The 20,519-nt window shown below is 72.9% G+C and carries 18 protein-coding genes; 9 read left to right on the top strand and 9 right to left on the bottom strand.

The features are described 5' to 3' along the window. Positions 1-157: 157 nt before the first annotated feature. From CK505_RS03665 to CK505_RS03650, 4 genes are read right to left on the bottom strand one after another with little or no spacing between them, the layout of a single operon-like run. Positions 158-1,366 carry a glycerate kinase gene (locus tag CK505_RS03665; protein WP_255250880.1) on the bottom strand — a complete coding sequence of 403 codons (1,209 nt, stop codon included), beginning with the start codon at positions 1,364-1,366 and terminating at the stop codon, positions 158-160. Between the two features lies 1 nt (position 1,367). Then, complete coding sequence (locus tag CK505_RS03660; RefSeq protein WP_095650258.1) at positions 1,368-2,267, bottom strand: sugar phosphate isomerase/epimerase; 900 nt, start codon at positions 2,265-2,267, stop codon at positions 1,368-1,370. Next, on the bottom strand, positions 2,264-3,529 hold the full coding sequence (locus CK505_RS03655) for a dihydrodipicolinate synthase family protein (RefSeq protein ID WP_017834665.1): 1,266 nt from the start codon (positions 3,527-3,529) through the stop codon (positions 2,264-2,266). The genes CK505_RS03660 and CK505_RS03655 overlap by 4 nt, the downstream gene beginning before the upstream one ends. After that, positions 3,526-4,728, bottom strand: a complete 1,203-nt coding sequence (locus CK505_RS03650) for a Gfo/Idh/MocA family protein (protein WP_095650257.1) — start codon at positions 4,726-4,728, stop codon at positions 3,526-3,528. The genes CK505_RS03655 and CK505_RS03650 overlap by 4 nt, the downstream gene beginning before the upstream one ends. Positions 4,729-4,881: 153 nt before the next feature. Between CK505_RS03650 and CK505_RS03645 the strand changes: the two genes are divergently transcribed. Beyond that, the gene (locus tag CK505_RS03645; protein WP_095650256.1) at positions 4,882-5,880 is read left to right on the top strand and encodes a LacI family DNA-binding transcriptional regulator; all 999 of its coding nucleotides are present in this window, start codon (positions 4,882-4,884) and stop codon (positions 5,878-5,880) included. Between the two features lie 74 nt (positions 5,881-5,954). Here CK505_RS03645 and CK505_RS03640 read toward each other — a convergent pair whose 3' ends face one another. Genes CK505_RS03640 through CK505_RS03625 form a run of 4 tightly spaced genes read right to left on the bottom strand, consistent with a single transcriptional unit; the run spans position 5,955 to position 9,573 of the window. Next, positions 5,955-6,359: a universal stress protein gene (locus tag CK505_RS03640; protein ID WP_017834662.1), complete on the bottom strand. Its 405-nt coding sequence runs from the start codon at positions 6,357-6,359 to the stop codon at positions 5,955-5,957. Beyond that, positions 6,356-7,909, bottom strand: a complete 1,554-nt coding sequence (locus CK505_RS03635; RefSeq protein WP_017834661.1) for a tripartite tricarboxylate transporter permease — start codon at positions 7,907-7,909, stop codon at positions 6,356-6,358. The genes CK505_RS03640 and CK505_RS03635 overlap by 4 nt, the downstream gene beginning before the upstream one ends. A gap of 39 nt (positions 7,910-7,948) precedes the next feature. Continuing rightward, positions 7,949-8,557: a tripartite tricarboxylate transporter TctB family protein gene (locus CK505_RS03630; RefSeq protein ID WP_229587592.1), complete on the bottom strand. Its 609-nt coding sequence runs from the start codon at positions 8,555-8,557 to the stop codon at positions 7,949-7,951. A 14-nt stretch (positions 8,558-8,571) separates the two neighbouring features. Beyond that, positions 8,572-9,573, bottom strand: a complete 1,002-nt coding sequence (locus CK505_RS03625; protein ID WP_017834659.1) for a tripartite tricarboxylate transporter substrate binding protein — start codon at positions 9,571-9,573, stop codon at positions 8,572-8,574. Between the two features lie 163 nt (positions 9,574-9,736). Here CK505_RS03625 and CK505_RS03620 point away from each other — a divergent pair, with 163 nt between their 5' ends. The 6 genes from CK505_RS03620 to CK505_RS03595 all read left to right on the top strand — a co-directional run bounded on the left by CK505_RS03620 (position 9,737) and on the right by CK505_RS03595 (position 17,043). Further along, positions 9,737-10,621 carry a LysR family transcriptional regulator gene (locus tag CK505_RS03620; RefSeq protein WP_095650255.1) on the top strand — a complete coding sequence of 295 codons (885 nt, stop codon included), beginning with the start codon at positions 9,737-9,739 and terminating at the stop codon, positions 10,619-10,621. A 132-nt stretch (positions 10,622-10,753) separates the two neighbouring features. Beyond that, a complete protein-coding gene (gene kdgD, locus CK505_RS03615; protein WP_095650254.1) occupies positions 10,754-11,701 on the top strand; it encodes a 5-dehydro-4-deoxyglucarate dehydratase in 948 nt (315 codons plus the stop codon). A gap of 49 nt (positions 11,702-11,750) precedes the next feature. Continuing rightward, the gene (locus CK505_RS03610; RefSeq protein ID WP_095650253.1) at positions 11,751-13,376 is read left to right on the top strand and encodes an aldehyde dehydrogenase (NADP(+)); all 1,626 of its coding nucleotides are present in this window, start codon (positions 11,751-11,753) and stop codon (positions 13,374-13,376) included. Then, a complete protein-coding gene (locus CK505_RS03605; protein WP_095650252.1) occupies positions 13,373-14,701 on the top strand; it encodes an enolase C-terminal domain-like protein in 1,329 nt (442 codons plus the stop codon). Before CK505_RS03610 ends, CK505_RS03605 begins: the two co-directional genes overlap by 4 nt. 19 nt (positions 14,702-14,720) lie before the next feature. Then, positions 14,721-15,698 carry an AEC family transporter gene (locus tag CK505_RS03600; RefSeq protein ID WP_095650251.1) on the top strand — a complete coding sequence of 326 codons (978 nt, stop codon included), beginning with the start codon at positions 14,721-14,723 and terminating at the stop codon, positions 15,696-15,698. 127 nt (positions 15,699-15,825) lie between these two features. Then, a complete protein-coding gene (locus tag CK505_RS03595) occupies positions 15,826-17,043 on the top strand; it encodes an MFS transporter (RefSeq protein WP_017834653.1) in 1,218 nt (405 codons plus the stop codon). On the opposite strand, the gene CK505_RS03590 is transcribed toward CK505_RS03595, so the two are convergent. Next, positions 17,030-18,070: a LacI family DNA-binding transcriptional regulator gene (locus CK505_RS03590; protein ID WP_017834652.1), complete on the bottom strand. Its 1,041-nt coding sequence runs from the start codon at positions 18,068-18,070 to the stop codon at positions 17,030-17,032. The genes CK505_RS03595 and CK505_RS03590 overlap by 14 nt on opposite strands. 192 nt (positions 18,071-18,262) lie before the next feature. On the opposite strand from CK505_RS03590, the gene CK505_RS03585 reads away from it, so the two are divergent. Both CK505_RS03585 and CK505_RS03580 read left to right on the top strand, forming a co-directional pair. Then, a complete protein-coding gene (locus CK505_RS03585; RefSeq protein WP_081615857.1) occupies positions 18,263-19,612 on the top strand; it encodes an extracellular solute-binding protein in 1,350 nt (449 codons plus the stop codon). Further along, positions 19,612-20,517, top strand: a complete 906-nt coding sequence (locus CK505_RS03580; RefSeq protein ID WP_017834650.1) for a carbohydrate ABC transporter permease — start codon at positions 19,612-19,614, stop codon at positions 20,515-20,517. The genes CK505_RS03585 and CK505_RS03580 overlap by 1 nt, the downstream gene beginning before the upstream one ends. Positions 20,518-20,519 lie beyond the last annotated feature (2 nt).

Below are 20,519 nucleotides of genomic sequence, written 5' to 3'. Positions count from 1 at the left end.
ACCGCCCCTCGGCGCAGCCGCGCCCGGGAGACCCGGAGCGGTTCGGTGTCGATGTGCGTCGTTGTCATCGGTATCTCCTCGAAGCGTGTGGGAAAGCGTTTTCCAGAGCTGCGTTGCGTCCAGGCTAGTGGCCGGTTCCTGTGACGTCAACCACAATCTACGGTTGTGTCGGCGCCCGTCGCGGGGCCGACCCGCCGTCGGACGGGAGCCCGGCCAGGAGCCGCAGCGCCTCGACCGTCGCCGGCGGGCCGTAGCGCTCCGCCTCGTCCTGCGCGGCCCGGACGGACGGCGCGACGCCCACGAGCGAGGCCGCCGCCAGGACCCCCGCGCCGCGCAGCTGCTCCGCGGACAGGCCCAGCCGCCCGGCCACGGCCACGACGGGCACCCCCCGGGCCGCGGCCAGCGCGGCCGCGGCGAGCGGCGCCTTGCCCTGCAGCGACTGGGCGTCCAGCGACCCCTCGCCGACGACGAGCAGGTCCGCGTCCTCGAGCTGCTCCTCGAGCCCTACGAGGGAGGACACGAGGTCGAAGCCGCGCTCGAGCGTCGCCGGGGTCAGGGCCAGGAAGCCGGACGGGAAGCCGCCGGCGGCGCCGGCCCCCGGGAGCAGGAACGGACGGGCGCCCTCGAGACCGGCCAGCAGCCCGGCCCAGCGCCGGAGCGCGGCGTCCAGCTCGCACCGGGCGGCGCGGTTCGCGCCCTTCTGCGGGGCGAAGACGTGCGCGGCCCCGTCGGGGCCGTGCAGCGGGTTCTGCACGTCCACGGCCAGCCGCAGCCGCACCGTGCGCAGCCTCGGGTCCAGGGCGGAGACGTCCAGGCGGGCGGCGGACAGCAGCCCCTCCCCGCCCAGGGGGACGGGCGCGCCGTCGTCGTCGAGGACGTCCAGGCCGAGCGCCCGCAGGGCGCCCGAGCCCCCGTCCGTCATCGCCGAGCCGCCGAGCCCGACGACGACGTCGGTCGCCCCGGCGTCCAGCGCCGCCCGGATCAGCTGGCCACAGCCGTAGCTGTGCGCCGCCCGGGCCGTCGCCGGACTCGGACGTACCTGGTCCAGCCCGCTCGCCTGGGCGGACTCGATGACCGCGGTGGTGGCGCCGGAGGGCGCCGTGAGCAGCGCCCAGCGCGCCCGCACCCTGCCCTCCACGGCGCCCCGGACGAGGGTGCGGCGCAGCCGCGCCCCGGCCGCCACCGCGGCGTCGACGGTGCCCTCGCCCCCGTCGGCCAGGGGCACCGCCCGGATCCGGGCCCCGGGCCGGTGCTCACGCACCCCGGCCGCGAGCACGGCGGCGGCCTCGGCCGCCGTCAGCGACCCCTTGAACTTGTCCGGGGCCACGACCACCCGGGGCCGCTCGCCGAGCACGTGCGGCCCCACGTCAGGCGGTGGCGCGGGCGGGTGCGCCGGTCAGGGACGGCAGCACCAGGGACTCCCAGCGCTCCTTCATCACGGCGAGCACGACGTCCGGGTCCTGGTCGAAGATCTCCTGGTTGAAGATCTCGACCTCGACCGGGCCCCTGTAGCCGGCGGCGGCGACCCAGCGCCCGATCGTGCCGAAGTCGATCACCCCGTCCCCCATCATCCCGCGGGAGAGCAGGGCGTCGGAGGCGATCGGCAGGTTGAAGTCGCAGACCTGGTAGGACGCCAGCCGGCCCTCCGCGCCGGCCCGGGCGATCTGGGTCTCCAGCCCGGGGTCCCACCAGACGTGGAAGGTGTCCACCACCACGCCCACGGCGTCCACCGGGTGCGGGGCGGCGAGGTCCAGGGCCTGTCCGAGCGTGGAGAGCACGGCCCGGTCGGCCGCGTACATGGGGTGGAGCGCCTCGAGCACGAGGCGCACCCCGTGCTCGAGGGCGTAGGGGACGAGCTCGGCGAGCCGTTCGGCCACGCGCTCGCGGGCGGCCACGACGTCCTTGTCGCCCCGGTCGCCCTCGCCGCCCAGGACGTGGGCGGCGGCGGGCAGGCCGCCCACGACCATGATCAGCTCGCTCGTGCCCAGGACCTGGGCCTCCCGGATGGCGGCCCGGTTGCTCTCGAGCGCGGCCCGCTGCCCGGCCTCGTCGGCCGCCGTGAGGAAGCCGCCGCGGCACAGGCTGGAGACCTGCAGCCCGGCCTGCTCGATGATCCGGGCCGCGTTCTCGAGCCCTGCCTCGGCCACGCGGTCGCGCCACACGCCGATGTGCCCCAGCCCGGCGCGGGCGGTGGCGTCCACCGCCTGCTGCAGGGTCAGGCCGCGGGTGGTGCCCGTGTTCAGCGACAGCTGGAAGTCCGCGCTCATGCCGCACCTCCGGTGCTGCCGGCCGGCACGAGAGCCGGTGCGAGGACCGGCGCGCCGAGGCCCGCCGCGTCGAGGAAGGTGCTCATCCGCCGCGCGGCGAGCTCCGGGTCGAGCAGCAGCCCGGCCCGGTCGGCCAGCCTGAACACCTCGACCAGGTGCGGCACGGAGCGGCCCGAGTGCAGTCCGCCGACCATCTGGAACCCCGGCTGGCTGCCGTTGAGCCAGGACAGGAACGCGATGCCGCACTTGTAGTAGAAGGTCGGGGCGCTGAAGACGTGGCGCCCGAGCTCCTCCGTGGCGTCGAGGATCGCCCGCGCCCGGCCGGGCTCCCCGGCGTCGTAGGCCTGCAGCGCGGTGGACGCCGCCGGGTAGATGCCGGCGAAGATCCCCAGCAGCGCGTCGGAGTGCCGGGTGCCGTCGCCGTCGATGAGCTCGGGGTAGTTGAAGTCGTCGCCGGTGTAGAGGCGGACCCCCTCCGGCAGCGCCGCCCGCAGCCGGGTCTCGTGCGCGGCGTCCAGGAGGGAGACCTTGACGCCGTCGACCTGCCCCGGGTGGGACCGGATGAGCTCGAGGAAGGTCTCCGTGGCCGTGTCCACCGCGTCGCTGCCCCAGTAGCCGGCCAGCGCCGGGTCGAACATCGTCCCGAGCCAGTGCAGGACCACCGGGTGCCGGGCCTCGCCCAGGAGCTGGGAGTAGACCCGCAGGTAGTCGTCGGCGTCCCGGGCGGCACGCACCAGTGCGCGGGACGCCATCAGGATGACCTTCGCCCCGGCGCCCTCGACCACCTCGACCTGCTCCCGGTAGGCCTCGAGCACGGCGCGCAGCCCGTTCTCGCCGGGCGTGACGCCCGCCGGGTCCAGCTGGTCCGTGCCCGCCCCGCACGCGATGAGGTCGCGGACGGTCCTGCCCGCCAGGGCCGGGCTGCCGGTGGCCAGCGCCGCCGAGGCCTCGGCGGTCGAGCGCCGGATCAGCTGCTGGGTGGCCGGCCAGTCCAGGCCCATCCCCCGCTGGGCGGTGTCCATGGCGTCGGCCACGCCCAGCCCGTAGGACCAGACGTCGTGGCGGAAGCCCAGGGTCGCGTCCCAGTCCAGCTGCGCCGGCGCCCCGGGGGTGTTGTCCGCGAGCACCAGGGGCACCACGTGCGCGGCGGCGTAGGCCTTGCGCGCGGTGAGGGGCGCCTGCGGCCGGGTCCAGCTCCCCGGCCCGGAGAGCACGTGCTCGGTGCGGGATCCGCTGCCGTCGGGCAGGAGCACGGCGCTCACCGGACGGCCTCGGCGGTGCGCCGCTCGGCCGGGGAGAGCTCGATCGCCGGGATGTCGATGGTGCGGCGCTCGGCCGAGGAGCGCAGGCCAAGCTCGGCCAGCTGCACCCCGCGCGCGGCGGAGAGCAGCCCGAACCGGTGCTCGCGGCCCGCTGCGACGTCGGCCAGGAACTCCTCCCACTGCGCCTTGAAGCCGTTGTCCAGCTCCGCGTTGGCCGGCACCTCCAGCCACTGGTCGCGGAAGGACTCGGTGACGGGCAGGTCCGGGTTCCAGACCGGCTTGGGCGTGTGGGCCCGCTGCTGGGCCACGCACTTGTTCAGCCCGGCGACCGCCGAGCCGTGGGTGCCGTCCACCTGGAACTCCACCAGCTCGTCGCGGTACACGCGCACGGCCCAGGAGGAGTTGATCTGGGCGACCACGGGGTCGCCGTCCGGGGTCTCGAGCTCGAAGACGCCGTAGGCGGCGTCGTCCGCGGTGGCCGGGTACTCGTGGCCCTGCTCGTCCCACCGCGCGGGGATGTGCGTCACGGCGGTCGAGGTGACGGACCGGACCGGGCCCACGATGCCCTCGAGGACGTAGTTCCAGTGGCAGTACATGTCGACGGTCATGGACCCGCCGTCCTCGCGCCGGTAGTTCCAGGACGGGCGCTGGGCCTCCTGGTGCTCGCCCTCGAAGACCCAGTAGCCGAACTCGCCGCGCAGGGACAGGATCCGGCCGAAGAAGCCCTCGTCCACGAGCCGCCGCAGCTTCACGAGACCGGGCAGGTAGAGCTTGTCGTGGACCACGCCGGCGGTGACGCCGCGCTCCTGGGCGATCTGCGCCAGCTCGACCGCCTCGTCCAGGGTCTCGGCGGTCGGCTTCTCGGTGTAGACGTGCTTGCCGGCGCGCATGGCCTTCTTGAGGGTCTCGGCCCGGAGGCTGGTCATGGAGGCGTCGAAGACCACGTCCACGGTGGGGTCCTCGATGACCGCGTCGAGATCGGTGGTCCAGTGCTCCACGCCGTGCCGGCGCGCCAGCTCGGCGACCTTGGCCTCGTTGCGGCCCACGAGGATCGGCTCGACGGTCACGCGGGTGCCGTCCGGCAGGGTCACTCCTCCCTGGTCCCGGATGGGCAGGATCGAGCGCAGCAGGTGCTGGCGGTAGCCCATGCGGCCGGTGATGCCGTTCATGGCGATGCGGAGAACTCGGGGCTCGGACATCATCAACTCCAGAGAATTCGGGAAATTTGTAGGAAAGCGCTTTCCACTCTAGGGTTGGCTCAGTGTGACTGTCAACACGTTCCCGGTCCCGGACTCCCCGGCGCGGGGGCGAGACGCCCACCGGATGCGGTGAGGAGGAAGCAGGACCGGACGATGAGCGCAGTGACCCTCTCCCAGGTGGCCCGGGAGGCCGGGGTGTCCCTGGCCACGGCCTCCCGGGTGCTCAACGGGTCGGACCGCCGGCCGGCCGAGCACATCGCGGAGCGCGTCCGGGACGCCGCGGAGTCCCTCGGCTACGTGGCCAACGCCCAGGCGCAGGCGCTGGCGCGGTCCACCACCGGGCTGGTGGGGCTCGTGGTCCACGACATCGCCGACCCCTACTTCTCCTCGATCGCCAAGGGCGTGCAGCGCCGGGCCCGCACGGACCGGCACCAGCTGCTGCTGGCCGCGACCGACGGCACCGACCAGCTCGACGCCGTCGCGGCCTTCGCGTCCCACCGCACCGACGCGATCATCATGGCGGGCTCGCGGCGGCGGGAGATCGACCCCCGGCTGCTCGCCGAGCTCACCCGCTACCAGAAGAACGGCGGCCGGGTGGTGACCATCGGCCAGGCCTGGCTCGAGGGCGCCGGCGCCGTCACCATCGACAACCGCAGCGCCGGCGACGACCTGACGGACATGCTGATCGGGACGGGCCGGACCCGCTTCGCCTTCCTCGGCGGGCCGGACGAGCTCGCCAGCGCGGCGGAGCGCCGGGCGGGCTTCCGCGCGGCCCTCGAGCGGGCGGGCGTGGAGCCGGAGGCCGAGGTCACGGAGGACTTCAACAGCCAGGGCGGCTACGAGGCCGCACGGGCGCTGGTGGACCGGCTCGGGGCCGACGCCGTGCGCGGGCTCACGGTCGTGGTCGGCAACGACGTCATGGCGCTCGGCGCGATCGCGGGCTTCCGGCACGCCGGGCTCGTGGTGCCGGACGACCTGCGGGTGGCCGGCTTCGACGACATCCCCAACCTGCGGGACTTCTCCCCGGGCCTGACCACCGTGCGCTTCCCCCTGGAGCAGATCGGGGAGACCGCCGCGGACATCGCCCTGAGCCACGACCAGGTCCGGATCGAGCACGTGGTGGGCGAGATCGTGCGGCGCGAGAGCGCCTGACCCCCGCACGGCCGAGGGCGCCGCCGCCGGACTCCTGTCCGACGGCGGCGCCCTCCGTCGTGCGGGGCAGGGGCTCAGAGGTGCGCCTCCCCCGCCTTCACGGCCAGGACCGGCCGGTCGGACTGCAGGAGGATCCGCTGGGCGTGCGAGCCCATGATGAACTTCCCCACCTGGGAGCGCTGGCGCAGGCCGATGACGATCCGGGACACGTCGTGCTCCCGGGCGAGATCGAGGATCTCCTGGGCGAGGTCGTCCCGGTGGGACGGCTGGAGCACGGTGTGCGGGACGCCGGCGGACTCGGCGGCGGAGGTGACGCGGCGCAGGTCGTCGTCGGAGGCGACCGACTTGTCCGCCAGGGCGCCCTCGCGCACGGAGTTGACGATCAGCAGCCGCTCCCCCCGCAGCCGGGCCTCCTCGATGGCGGCGCGGACGGCGGCCTCGCCGACGGGGGTGGGGACGTAACCGACGAGGATGCTCATGCGTTCTCCTTGACAGGGGTGCGGTCGGAGTCCTCGACGGACGGTCCCGCGGGGGACGTCCCGGAGGCGCTGCGACGGCGGAGGGCGGACTGGATGACGGGCAGCACGGCGACGAGCACGAACAGCAGCAGCAGGGTCGCCGAGATGGGGCGGGTGAAGAACCCGGTGACGTCTCCCTCGAAGACGAGCAGGGAGCGGCGCAGGTTGGACTCCAGCAGGGAGCCGAGGACGAAGGCCAGCACCAGGGGGCCGGGCTCGAAGCCGAACTTCTTCATGAGGTAGCCGACGGCGCCGAAGACCACGACGAGCATGACGTCGAACATCGAGTTGTTGATCGTGTAGGCGCCCAGCATCGTGATCAGCACGGTGATGGGGGCGAGGATGGCGCCCCGCACCCGGAGGATGCGCACGAAGACCCCGATGAGGGGGATCGACATGATCAGCAGCAGGATGTTGCCGACGTACATGGAGTTGACCACGCCCCAGAACAGCTCGGGGTCCTGCTGGACGAGCTGCGGGCCCGGCGTGACGCCCTGGATGAGCAGGGCGCCGAACATCAGGGCCATTGTGGCGTTGGCCGGGATGCCCAGGGTGAGCAGGGGGATGAAGGAGCTGGTGGCCGCCGCGTTGTTGGCGGTCTCCGGGCCGGCGACGCCCTCGATGGCGCCCCTGCCGAAGCGCTCGGGCTGCTTGGCCCGCTTCTTCTCCATGGCGTAGGCGGCCATCGAGGAGATCGTGGCGCCGCCGCCGGGCAGGATGCCGAGGAAGAAGCCCAGGACCGAGCCGCGGCCGATGGCCCCGGACGACTGCTTGAGGTCCGCCCGGGAGGGCCAGACGTTGGAGACCTTGTCGGGCGCCTTGGCCGCACGGTGGCGCTCCTCCAGGTTGTGCAGGATCTCGCCGAGGCCGAACAGCCCCATGGCCACGGGCACGAAGTCGATGCCGTCGGCCAGGTTGAGGTTGCCGAACGTGAGCCGTTCGGCTCCGGTGAAGACGTCGCGGCCGACCGTGGCCAGCAGCAGCCCGAAGCACGCGGCGATCAGCGCCTTGGACTTGTTGCCGTTGCTGATGGTGGCCACCAGCAGGATGCCGAGCAGGGCGAGCGCGGTGTACTCGGGCGGACCGAAGTCGAGGGCGAAGCCGGCGACGAGCGGGGCCAGGAAGGTGAGGCCGACGATCGCGACGGTGCCCCCGATGAAGGAGCCGATCGCGGCGATGCCCAGCGCGGTGCCGGCACGGCCCTGCTTGGCCAGCATGTAGCCGTCGAAGACCGTGACCACGGAGCTGGCCTCGCCGGGCAGCCGGAGCAGCACGGAGGTGATGGTCCCGCCGTACTGGGCCCCGTAGAAGATGCCGGCCAGCATGATGATCGCCGTCACCGGTTCGATGCCGTAGGTCAGCGGCAGCAGGATGGCGATGGTCGCGGCGGGGCCCAGGCCGGGCAGCACGCCGATCAGCATGCCGATGGTCACGCCCAGGAGGCAGTACAGCAGGTTGGTCGGTTGGAGGACGACGCCGAAGCCGTCCAGGGCGGGTTGCAGGAAGTCCATGCGGGAGCCTTTGGTCGGTGGCCGCCGTGGCGGCGGCCGTCAGAACAGGTGCGGGATCGACGTGCCGAGGGCGGTGATGAAGATCAGGTAGAAGGCGACGACGACGAGCGCGGAGTACAGGGCCGCGGCCCGCCACGTCTCGCCACCCAGGAACTTCATCCAGACGAAGGACAGGAGCAGGGCGGGGATCTCGAAGCCGATCACGGGCATGAGCAGCACCAGCCCCACGAGGGTCACGAGCCCGCAGGCGGCCAGCAGCGACTCCCGGGTGAACTTCTCCCCCTCTCCTCCGCGCCGGCCCAGGACCAGGTGGGACAGGCCGATCACGACGGCCACGACGCTCACCACGAACGGCCACATGCCGGGGGCCGGCTGCTGCGGTGTGCCCAGTCCCATGCGCAGGGACAGCACGGCCGCGGCAGCCGCCAGCACCGTGACCGCCAGGGTCGAGCCGAGGGCCGCCGCGCGGCCGCCGGGCGGCGGGCCCTCGGCCTCCCACCGGGCGGCGAGCTGCTCCGGGGTGAGCTCCTCGACCGCCGTCTCCGGGTCGTGGAGGACGTCGGCGACGGAGGCCGTGCCGTCCGGGCGGGACTGCTTCATGGAGTCGCTCCTGGCTGTAGTGGTCGGCAGGGCCGTGGTGGTGGTCATGGCGGCGCCGGTCCCTACTCGGCGAGGGAGATGTCGTGCTCCTCGACGAGCTGCTCGTAGCGCTCGGCGAGCTCGGTCCACTCCGCCTCGACCTCCTCGCCGGAGACCTCCCACGGGGTGAGCAGGTTCTGCTCGTTGAAGTCCTGGTAGGCCTCCGACTGCACGGCGGCGTCGAAGGCCTCGACCAGCCGCGCCTTGACGTCGTCCGGGAGCCCTTCGGGAGCGGCCACCGCCCGGTACTGGGAGACGGGGACGTCGTAGCCGGACTCGACGGCGGTGGGCACGTCGGGCAGGAACTCGTTGCGCTCCTCGGAGAACACCACGATCGGCGTCACCTCGCCGGCGTCGATCTGCGGCTTGGCCTCGCCCAGCTGGACGGTGGCGACCTGCACCTGGTCGCCGAGCACGGCGGTCAGCGCCGGGGAGCCGGAGTCGAAGGGCACCTCGGTGCCGGTGATGTCGGCCTGCGCGAACAGCACGGTCTGGGCCAGCTGGGAGCCGGTGCCCACGCCGGTGGTGCCGTAGCTGAACGAGCCCGAGGCGCCCTGCACGTCCTCGAGGGACTCCAAGCCGGACTCCTTGCTCGCGACCATCACGTAGTCGTCCTGGGACAGGCCCTTGAGCACCTCGACGTCGTCCAGGGACACGGCCTCCTCCTCGCCCACGGCCAGCGGCGTGATGGTGATCAGCGAGGCGTTGAGCAGCACCAGATTCTGGCCGTCGGGGGACGCGCCGGCGACCTCCTGGGTGGCGAGGGCGCCGTTGGCGCCGGGCTTGTTCACGACCGGCATCGGGACCCCGAGGTCCTCCGCTGCGGCGTCGGACACGGCGCGGGCGATGAGGTCGGTGGATCCGCCGGCGGCCTGGCCGACGGTCAGGGTGATGGGATCCGTCGGGAAGTCCGCCCCGGAGGCGCTGCTGCCCCCGCCGACGTTGCCGCCGCACGCGCTGAGCGCGAGGAGCGAGGTCGCTGCGGTGACGCCGACGAGCGCCGTGCGGAACGAGGTGTTCTTCATGGGTTCTCCTGAAGGGGTGAGGGATCGGAACCGCCCGACCGGGGCGCGAGAGGACTCGCACCCCTGTGAGTGGCATCACAAGCGGATCGGTTCCCGAGCCTAAAGAGGGATGATGATGCCTGTCCAAGCCAATTCGTGCATTGAGTAATACCCGGAGGACATGATGTTCACACTCGATCAGGCACGGAGCTTCATCGCCGTCGCGGAGGAGCTGCACTTCGGCCGCGCCGCCGTGCGGCTCAACATGACGCAGCCTCCCCTGAGCCGCCAGATCCAGAAGCTCGAGAAGACGGTGGGGGTCGAGCTCCTGGAGCGGGACAACCGCCGGGTGGCGCTCACGGCCGCCGGGCGGGCGTTCCTGGTCGAGGCCCGCAAGCTGGTGGTCGCCGCCGACCGGGCGCCGCTGCTGGCGCGCCGGATCGCCGCCGGGCGCTCGGGGGTGCTGCGGATCGGCTTCACGGCGGCCTCCGGGTTCAGCCTGCTGGGACCGCTGCTCAGCGAGATCGAGCGGGTGCTGCCGGACGTCGACGTCGACCTGCAGGAACTGGTGACCGGCGAGCAGCTGCAGGCGCTCGAGAACGGCGACCTCGACCTCGGGCTCGCCCGCCCGCCCTTCGACACGGAGCTCTTCGAGTCGCAGCTGCTGCTCGCCGAGGACCTGTACGTCGCCGCCCCGGCCGACCACCCGCTGAGCATCCTCAGGCGGCCCGTCACGTCGGCCGACCTCAAGGACCTCCCGCTGATCATGCACTCCCCCACCAAGGCGCGGTACTTCTACGACCACGTGGTGCGGCTCGTGGAGGTGGAGCACCGCAACGTCGTCCACACCGTCAGCCAGGTCCTCACCATGGTGGCGCTCGTGGCCGCGGGGCGAGGAATCGCCTTCGTCCCGGAGTCCGCCCGGCTGCTCGGCATCGACGGCGTGTCCTACCACCGGCTGGCCAGCAGCTCCTCGGGCTCCGTCGAGCTGCACGCCCTGTGGGACCGCACCTCGAAGAATCCCGCCCTCCACCACCTGCTCGACCTCCTGCGCACCCAGCCGCACTGAGCACAGCATCGATGCCCTCAGTGCATGACTCCATTCAAAAACGGCCTTGGACAGCATCAAAAGTCCTCCCTAGGGTGAGACGTGATTCACAGGCAGAACGCCTCACCTCGACCCATGCGAAGGACGACGACCGTGGCCACACACACTCCCCGGGAACTGGCGGACAAGCTCAAGGACGGCCTGCTGTCCTTCCCCGTCACCGCGTTCGACCAGGACCTGCTCTTCGACGAGAGCGCCTACCGCCAGCACCTGTCCTGGCAGGCCTCCTACCCCGTGGCCGGACTCTTCGCCGCCGGCGGCACCGGGGAGGGCTTCTCCCTCACCCCCGAGGAGACCGCCACCGTGGTGGCCGCGGCCGTTGACGAGGTCGCCGGCCGGGTCCCCGTGCTGGCCCCGGCGGCCGGCAACACCGCCCAGGCCGTGCGCAACGCCGCCGACGCGTCCGCCGCCGGGGCCGAGGGCCTGCTGCTGCTGCCCCCCTACCTCACCGAGTGCGACCAGGAGGGCCTGCTCGCCCACGCCTCGGCCGTCTGTGCGGCCACCGACCTCGGGGTCATCGCCTACAACCGGGCCAACGCCATCTACTCCGCCGCCACGATCGCCCGGCTGGCCGAGCGGCACGAGAACTTCATCGGCTTCAAGGACGGCGTCGGCGACATCGAGCACCTCACCAAGGTCTACGCCACCAACGGGGACCGCCTGTTCTACCTGGGCGGGCTGCCCACCGCGGAGACCTTTGCCCTGCCCCTGCTGCAGCTGGGGATGAGCACCTACTCCTCGGCGATGTACAACTTCGTCCCCGAGTTCGCCCTGGAGTTCTACGCCGACGTCCGCGCCCAGGACCGGGCCGCCGTCACGGACAAGCTCAACCGGTTCGTGCTGCCCTACATCGAGATCCGCGACCGGGTGAAGGGCTACGGGGTCTCCATCGTCAAGGGCGGGCTCAAGGCCGTGGGCCGGAACGCCGGCGGGGTCCGCCCCCCGCTCCAGGACCTCACCGAGACCGACCTCGCCGACCTCACCGCCCTCATCGACGCCCTCCCCACCGGCACCCCGGCGGACACCCTGCAGCGGGCCTGACACCAGCCTCTCCCCAAGAGACCGCACGCACAGACAGCGAAGGAAACCCATGTCCGTGAGCACCCAGACCACCACCCTCTCCGGCCACTCGATCATCGCCGGCCGCCAGGTCGTCGGCACCGGCGGCACCACCCACGGCATCGACCCGGCGACCAACGCCGAGCTCGAGCCCGCGTACTCCCTGGTCGACGAGGCCCAGCTCGCCCAGGCCACCGCGGCCGCCGAAGAGGCCTTCGAGTCCTTCAGCAGCCTCGACCCCGAGACCCACGCGGGCTTCCTCGAGAAGGTCGCCGCCAACATCGAGGCCGCCGGCCCCGAGCTGGTGGACCGCGCCTCGACCGAGACCGGACTGCCGAAGCCCCGCCTGCAGGGCGAGCTGGCGCGCACCACCGGGCAGCTGCGGCTGTTCGCCCGTGTGGTGCGGCAGGGCGACCACCGCGGCGTGCGCATCGAGCCGCCCCTGCCGGAGCGCACCCCCCTGCCCCGCCCGGACCTGCGCCAGCGCAAGGTCTCGCTGGGCCCGGTGGCCGTGTTCGGGGCCAGCAACTTCCCGTTCGCCTTCTCCACCGCCGGCGGCGACACCGCCTCCGCGCTGGCAGCCGGCTGCCCGGTGGTCTTCAAGGCGCACAACGCCCACCCCGGCACGGGAGAGATCGTGGGCCGCGCCCTCACGGACGCGGTCCGCGAGAGCGGCCTGCACCCGGGGGTGTTCTCGCTGATCTACGGTCCCGGCGCGAGCATCGGCCAGGCCCTGGTCAGGGACCCGGCCATCAAGGCCGTCGGGTTCACCGGGTCCCGCGGCGCCGGCACGGCGCTGATGGCCACGGCTGCGGCCCGTCCCGAGCCCATTCCGGTGTACGCCGAGATGAGCTCCATCAACCCCGTCTTCCTCTTCGACTCCGCCCTGCGCGGTGACGCCGAGGAGTTCGCCCGCGCCTACGTCACCTCCCTGACGGGCTCCTCCGGGCAGCTGTGCACCAACCCGGGTCTGCTGTTCGTGCCCGAGGGAGAGGCCGGCGACGCGTTCCTGGCTGCCGTCGGGCTCGTGCTGGCCGACGCCGAGGGCGCGACCATGCTCACCCCCGGCATCGCCCGCTCCTGCCGGGAGGGCATCGACGCCCTGGGCTCCCAGGAGGACGTCGAGATCGTGGCCCGCGGCAAGGAGGGCCCCACCGAGAACGCCCCCGCCCCCGTGGTCTTCGGCGCCCAGGTCCCCACCTTCCTCACCAACCCGGTGCTGCAGGAGGAGATCTTCGGCGCCTCGTCCCTGGCGATCCGCTACGGCTCCGCGGAGGAGCTGGTGGCCGCGGCGGCCCGGATGGAGGGCCAGCTGACGGCGAGCCTGTTCCTGTCCGAGGAGGACGTCCCCACCGCGGCCCCGCTGCTTCCGGTGCTGGAGCGCAAGGTGGGCCGGATCCTCGCCAACGGCTGGCCGACCGGCGTAGACGTGGGCGAGGCGATGGTCCACGGCGGCCCGTTCCCGGCGACCTCCGACTCGCGGACCACCTCGGTGGGCACGCTCGCGATCGAAAGGTTCCTCCGCCCCGTGGCCTACCAGAACATCCCCGCCGCCCTGCTGCCCGCGCCCGTGCAGGACGACAACCCGTGGCACCTCAACCGCCGGGTCGACGGCCGCATCCAGCTGGCCGGCCCCCAGGAAGGAGACCGCGCATGAGCGCCCAGCCCACCGTCGCACGGCTCGAGGTCGTGCCCGTCGCGGGGCACGACTCCATGCTGCTCAACCTCTCCGGCGCCCACGGGCCGTTCTTCACCCGCAACGTGGTGATCGTGACGGACTCCGACGGGCGGACCGGCCTGGGCGAGGTCCCGGGCGGGGAGGCGATCCGCGCCACGATCGAGGAGGCTGCCGGGCTGCTGGCGGGGCAGCCCGTGGCGCTGTTCCGCACCCTGCTGCGCCGGGTCGCTGCGGCCTTCGCGGACCGGGACGCCGGCGGGCGCGGCCTGCAGACCTTCGACCTGCGCACCGCCGTGCACGCCGTGACCGGCATCGAGTCCGCCCTCCTGGACCTGCACGGGCAGTTCCTGGGCGTGCCGGTGGCCGAGCTGCTCGGCGACGGGCAGCAGCGCGCCTCGGTGCCCATGCTGGGCTACCTGTTCTTCGTGGGCGACCCGGACAGCACCGGCCTGCCGTATCTGCGCGAGCCCCACGGCGCGGACCAGTGGGAGCGGGTGCGCCGGGAGGAGGCGATGACCCCCGAGGGCATCGTGCGCCTGGCCGAGGCCTCCCGGGAGCGGTACGGCTTCAAGGACTTCAAGCTCAAGGGCGGCGTCCAGGCCGGCGACCTCGAGGTCGACGCCGTCACGGCGATCAAGGAGCGGTTCCCCGAGGCCCGGGTCACCCTCGACCCCAACGGCGGCTGGCTGCTCGAGGAGGCCGTCCGGCTGGGCCGGCGGATGCAGGGCGTGGTCGCCTACGCCGAGGACCCGTGCGGCGCCGAGGGCCGGTTCTCCGGCCGCGAGGTGATGGCGGAGTTCCGGCGGGCCACCGGCCTGCCGACGGCGACGAACATGATCGCCACCGACTGGCGCGAGATGTCCCACGCGGTGCGTGCCGGCGCCGTGGACATCCCGCTGGCGGACCCGCACTTCTGGACGATGGCCGGTTCCGTGCGCGTGGCCCAGCTGTGCCACGAGTTCGGGCTGACGTGGGGCTCCCACTCCAACAACCACTTCGACATCTCCCTGGCCATGTTCACCCACGTGGGTGCGGCGGCACCGGGCGAGATCACCGCGCTGGACACGCACTGGATCTGGCAGGACGGCCAGGGCCTCACCCGGGAGCCGCTGCGCATCCGCGACGGCGAGATCCGGGTGCCCGCGAGCCCGGGCCTCGGCGTGGAGCTGGACCGCGAGCGCCTGGCGGAGGCCCACGAGCTCTACCTCGAGCACGGGCTGGGCGCCCGCGACGACGCCGCGGCCATGCAGTACCTCATCGAGGGCTGGAGCTTCGACCCGAAGCGCCCCTGCCTGGTCCGCTGAGCCGGAGAGGAGCGGCCGGATGACGGGGGTGCTGCTGGGCTTCGGCGTGGTGGCCGTGCTCACGGCCGTCGGTTTCGCCACCGCCGCGCTGCTGCCCGGTGAGGCCCGCACCATGCGTGCGGGCCTCACCCCCGTCATCTACTACCTGACCAATCCGGCGCTGATGGTGGTGCTCGTGGCGGGCACCGACCTCGGGGCCGTGCTCGGGGTCTACACCCCGATCGCCCTCGCCACCGCCGCGGTGGCGGGTGCGCTCTTCGCCCTGTACAGCGGCCTGGTGCTGCGCCGGGGAGCGGCCCGCACGGCGGTCGGCGCCATGGCCTCCTCCTACGTGAACGCCGGGAACATCGGGCTGCCCATCGCGCTCTACGCGGTGGGCAGCGCCGCGCCCGTGGTCTCCGTGCTGCTGGCCCAGCTGCTGGTGATCGCCCCGCTCTATCTGCTCGTGTTCTCCTGGGCCACCCGCCCGTCGCGCCGTGCCGGTCCGGGAGCGGCAATCCGGACGGCGGCCCCCGGGCGGACGAGCACCTCGACCGGCCGCACGATCGTGCGGTCGGTGGCGAACCCCGTCACGGTCGGCACCGCGGCCGGAGTGCTGCTCTCCGCGACCGGCCTGGAGGTGCCCGAGGTGCTGTGGGCCCCCCTCGAGATGCTCGGCCAGGCGTCCGTCCCCCTGCTGCTCCTGCTGTTCGGGATGGGACTGCACGGGCAGCGCCCGTTCCGGAACCGCGCGCTCGTGCCGGACGTGCTCGGCGGGACGCTGGTCAAGGTGGTCGCGATGCCCGTGCTGGCGTGGGCGATCGGCAGGTTCGGGTTCGGCCTGGGCGGCACCGAGCTGCTGGGCGTGGTCGTCATGGCGGCCCTGCCCACGGCCCAGAACGTGTTCCTGTTCTCGTCCCAGTTCCGGATGCCGGCCAACGCCGCCCGCGACATCATCCTCCTCAGCTCGTTCCTCTCCTTCCCGGCCGTCCTCCTCGCCGGCCTGCTCCTGCACTGACCCGGGGCGCCCCGCGTGCACGGCACCGGCGCTGCACGGGGTCGGAGCGCTGTCGCAGTACCGTGGAGCCTGTCCGGGCCGCCCCTCGCGGGGCCGGCCTGCCCGCCAGCCCCGAGGAGACCTCCCCGTGCCGAGCCCGAGCGCCGATCCGCCGAGCGCCCCCACGTCCCGCCGGGCGCTCGTCTACCTCGCCGTGTGCGTGGTCCTGGTGGGCCTGAACCTGCGCACGGTCTTCTCCAGCTTCTCCGCGATCCTCCCGGAGATCACCGCGGCCGCCGGCCTCCCCGGGTGGGCGGTCACCGTGCTGACCACCGCCCCGGTGACGCTGCTCGGCGTCTTCGCGCCGTTCGCGCCGCGCCTGGCCCGCCGGTTCGGGTCCGAGAACGTGCTGCTGGGCGCGATGGTGGTCCTGACCCTGGGCCTGGTGGCCCGCGGGCTGCCCCTGCCCGGGGCGAGCGCCCTGCCGCTGCTGCTCGCGGGGACGGTCGCGTGCGGCGCCGCGATCGCCCTGGGCAACGTGCTGCTGCCGTCCATCGTCAAGCGGGACTTCGCCCACCGGATCGGCCTGATGAGCGGGCTCTACACCACCGCGATCTGCGCGTCCGCCGCCCTCGGCGCGGGCCTCACCTACCCGGTGTTCCAGGCCACGGGCTCCTGGCGGGGCTCCCTGGCGGTGTGGGCGGTGCCCGCGGCCGTGGTGGTGGCGCTGCTCGTGCCGGTGGCGCTCCGCCGCCGGGCGCCCGGCCCCCCGCCGCCAGGGACCGACGGGCCCGGCCCCTGGCGCTCGCCGGTGGCCTGGCAGATCACCCTGTTCATGGTCTTCCAGGCGATGATGTCCTTCAGCGTCTTCGCGTGGCTCGCCCCCATCCTGCGGGACCGCGGGATCGACGGTGCCACCGCCGGGCTGATCGTGGCCGTGTCCATCCTGCTCCAGATGACGGGCTCGCTCTTCGCCCCGGTCCTGGCCGCGCGGATGGCCGACCAGCGGGTGCTCAACGCCGCGGTGGCCCTCATGGCCGGCGGCGGCTTCGTGCTCTCGATCTTCGGGCCCCTCCAGCTGATCTGGGTCTGGACCGGGCTGCTGGGGCTGGGCCAGGGCAGCCTCACCGCCGTGGCCCTGACGATGATCGCGCTGCGGACCCGCAGCAGCCACATGGCGGTGCGGCTCTCGGGCATGATGCAGGGCGTCGGCTACGGCGTGGGCTCCTCGGGCACCTTCCTGGTGGGGCAGCTGCTGCACTGGACCGGGGGCTTCGCCGCGGCGGGCGTCATGTTCGCGGCGGTCGGCACGCTCGCGGCGGTCTTCGGCTGGCAGGCCGGCCGGGCCCGCCTCATCCGGGAGTGACCACCCCGTCCGCCGCGCCCCGGGGCGCGGCGGTGGAGGAGCGCTCGACGAGCGAGGTCTGGAGCTGGAGCGGGTGGACCCGGCGGGACCCGCCGGCCAGCAGGGTGATCGCGCGCTCGACGGCCATCTCGCCCATGGCGTGCAGGGGCTGGCGCACCGTGGTCAGCTTGGGCGAGGCCCAGCGCGCGAGCAGCGTGTCGTCGAAGCCGACCACGCTGAGGTCCTCGGGCACCCGCAGCCCCGCCTGCCGGGCGGCCTCGAAGGCGCCGAGGGCGGCCTCGTCGGAGGCCGCGAACAGGGCCGTGGGCGGATCCTCGAGCTCGAGCAGCTCCTGGGCGCCGGCGAAGCCCGCCTCGTAGCTGAACCCGCCGCCCGTCACGAGCCCGGGGTCGTGCGGCACCCCGGCGTCCTCCAGGGCGCTGCGGTAGCCGGCCAGGCGCTCGCGCGCCGGGACCGAGCCCCCGGCGCCGCTGAGGTGGCCGATCCGGCGGTGCCCGAGCCCCAGGAGGTGGGTGGTGGCCTCGTGCCCGCCGGCCCAGTTGGTGGAGCCGATGCTGGGGACCGTGGACGGCAGGCTGTTCACGGGGTCGATGGCCACCAGCGGGACCTGCGCGTGGGCCGCGGCGGCCACCTGCTCCGCGGTCAGCGGGGTGGTCACGGCGATGACCGCGGTCTCGCCCGTGCGGCCGCAGCGGGCGAACCAGTCCTCGGAGAACGGGGGGACGTCGCCCTGCTCCAGGCTCGGCAGCGTGCTCAGCATGAGGTCGGCCTCGGCGCGGCCGCAGGCGTCCACGGCGCCGGCCATCACCTGGAGGGAGTAGTTGCTCTCGAGGGTGTCGAAGACGAGCACGATGGCCGTCCGGGGCCGGCGGGCGGCCGAGCCCGTGTAGCCGAGGTCGGCGACCGCGGCCCGGACCCGCTCCCGCGTGTCCTCCCCCACGTCGGGGCGTCCGTTGAGCACCTTGGAGACCGTGCCCTTGGAGACGCCGGCCTGGGCGGCCACCTGGCTCAGCGTGGTTCTCTTCATGCGGGACGATCTCCTCGGACGCGGGCGGGTCACGGGCGGACGGCGAAACGTTTCGACGCACTTCGCCGCAGTGGCCCCGGTCACACCAGGGGGTTGACGGGTGTGAAACAGGCCACTTACTCTTCTCGCAACGAAACGCTATACGAAAAGTTTCGTAGGCGCAATGCATTGCTCGACGACGAGGAGAACGCCATGACCACCCACCGCAGCCTCCGCCCCGCGCCCGCCGGCGCGCACCGGGGCCCCTTCTCCCCCCGCTCGCTGTCCCGCATCGCGCTCGTGGGCGCCGCGGCCCTGACCCTGGCCGGGTGCAGCGCCGGGGCCCAGCCCGGCGGCGGGGGCGGCGAGGGCGGCGCCAGCGCCTGGACGCTGACCGGCGGCGCCGAGGAGACGTTCCGCAGCTCCTTCCAGGCGTGGAACGACGCCAACGGCGACAGCCCCATCACCGCCGAGTACTTCGCGAACGACGCCTTCAAGGAGAAGATCCGCACCAGCGTCGGCTCCGGCAACGCGCCGACCCTGATCTACAACTGGGGCGGCGACACCCTGGAGAGCTACGTCGAGAACGGCAGCGTGGTGGAGCTGACCGGGGAGATCCCCGAGATGGAGGAGCGCGCCCTCGACTCCGTGCTGGAGACCGGCAAGGTGGACGGGAAGCTCTACGCCGTCCCGAACAACAACACCCAGCCCGTCATCCTGTACTACAACACCAAGCTCTTCGAGGAGGCCGGCGTCGAGGTCCCCACCACGTGGGAGGAGATGCTGGACGCCGTGGAGGCCTTCAAGGCCGAGGGCGTCACGCCGATCTCCGTGGCCGGCTCCAGCCAGTGGCCGTACCTGATGTGGATCCAGTACCTCACCGACCGGATCGGCGGGCCCGAGGTGTTCCAGGCCGTCGTGGACGGCGAGGAGGACGCGTGGTCGCACCCGGCGATCACCCAGGCCCTGGAGAAGATCCAGGAGCTCGTCGAGGCCGGCGGCTTCGGCGACGCCTACGGATCCGTGGTGGCCGACGCGGGCGCCGACGTGGCGCTCGTGCACACCGACCAGGCGGCCATGATGCTGCACGGCAGCTGGGTCTACTCCAGCTTCCTCACCGACGCCCCCGAGTGGACCGCCGAGGGCAACCTGGGCTACACCACGTTCCCCGAGATCGAGGGCGGACAGGGCGACCCGCAGAACATCGTGGGCAACCCGGCGAACTTCTGGGCCGTGTCCGCGGACGCGTCCGAGGAGGAGCAGGCCACGGCCCTCGAGTACCTCGACGACATGAACCTCGACGACGCCGCGGTCGACACGCTCTTCGACGCCGGGCTGATCCCCGCCGTGGACGGCGTGGAGGACAGGATCGCCGAGACCGAGCACCCGGAGTACCTCGACTTCGCCTACTCGATGGTCCAGGACGCGCCGAACTTCCAGCTCTCCTGGGACCAGGCGCTCCCGGCCGACCAGGGACAGGCCCTGCTGACCAACCTCAGCCAGGTCTTCGCCGGCGAGATGAGCCCCGAGGAGTTCCAGACCGCGATGAACGGGACGCTCTGATGCTCGTGCGCTCCTCCACCCGGCGGAGGGCCCGGGCGGGCGCCGGCCCCAGCAACTGGATGCTGGCGCCCGCCCTGGTCTTCTTCGGCATCTTCGCGATCGGTCCTCTGCTGGGCGTCCTGGTGCTGTCCTTCATGGAGTGGGACGGCCTGGGCACCCCGCAGTGGACCGGGGGCGAGAACTGGGTGTCCGTGCTCGAGAACCCGGTCTCGCGGCAGGCGATGGTGCTGACGGTCCAGCTCACGCTGCTGAGCTACGCCGTGCAGTTCCCGCTGAGCCTGCTGCTCGGCGTGTTCATGGCCGGCCGCCAGCGGTACCGGGAGTTCCTCTCCGTCCTGTACTTCCTGCCGATGCTCTTCTCGGCCGCGGCGATCGGCATCGCCTTCAAGGCCCTGCTCGACCCGAACTTCGGGCTGTCGCGGGCGTTCGACGCGGCGCTGCTGCGGCAGGACTGGCTGGGTGACGGGAGCCTGGCGTTCTACGTCGTCGTCGTCGTCATCTCGTGGTCCTTCATCCCCTTCCACTCGCTGCTCTACCAGGCGGGGGTGCGGCAGATCCCGCGGACCATGTACGAGGCCGCCACCATCGACGGCGCGGGCACGGTGCGGCAGTTCTTCTCGATCACGCTGCCGCAGCTGAAGTACACCATCGTGACGTCCTCCACGCTGATGCTGGTCGGCTCCCTGACCTACTTCGACCTCGTCTTCGCCCTCACCGGAGGCGGGCCCGGCACCGCGACCCGGATCCTGCCCCTGGACATGTACCTGACCGGATTCCGCAGCAACCAGATGGGCGAGGCCAGTGTCCTGGCGGTCATCCTCGTCGCCGTGGGGCTCACCCTCGCCCTCGGCCTGCAACGGCTCACCGGGGCCGAAAAGATGGAGAGCCAGGCGGAAGGTGCGTAGTC

The organism is Kocuria sp. WN036, assembly GCF_002287015.1.
GTDB lineage: Bacteria > Actinomycetota > Actinomycetes > Actinomycetales > Micrococcaceae > Kocuria > Kocuria rosea.
The sequence above is the reverse complement of the archived record's forward strand: the minus strand, read 5'-3'. Positions and strand labels throughout refer to the sequence as shown.